The sequence below is a fragment of the Halalkalibacter flavus genome (assembly GCF_036663575.1).
Classification (GTDB): domain Bacteria; phylum Bacillota; class Bacilli; order Bacillales; family Bacillaceae_D; genus Halalkalibacter; species Halalkalibacter flavus.
This window is the reverse complement of record NZ_JAWRVK010000268.1, coordinates 1-264: the sequence shown is the minus strand read 5'-3', so window position 1 is coordinate 264 and position 264 is coordinate 1. Positions and strand designations below refer to the sequence as shown.

General features: G+C 54.5%; 1 protein-coding gene. It reads left to right on the top strand.

Features of this window, described 5'->3' with window-relative positions; translation table 11 throughout:
• Positions 1-240, top strand: a 240-nt coding sequence (locus tag SAY88_RS25165) for a hypothetical protein (RefSeq protein WP_332635162.1), incomplete at its 5' end; no start/stop codon positions are given.
• Positions 241-264: the final 24 nt, after the last annotated feature.

The window sequence follows — 264 nt, the reverse complement described above, 5'->3', positions numbered from 1 at the left end:
GTGAATGAGAGGATACATGCCATTTACCAGAAGGCCCAAGCCCGTCTCGCAGAGCTGGTACGTTTCCATGTGTTTTACGTGCGGGCGTTGACGTTCAAGTCCGGATCTGCGGAGCTTCTGGCTAACTGCGCGGGCTTTGGATCAGATCGACCAAAACTCGACTCTGCCATGCACCATTTCGTCAATCCAGGTCCTCAATGCGCCTCATACCAGGCGGGGCTTCCTAGAGCGCATATTTAACCCCTTGCTCAGCGCCAACCAAGA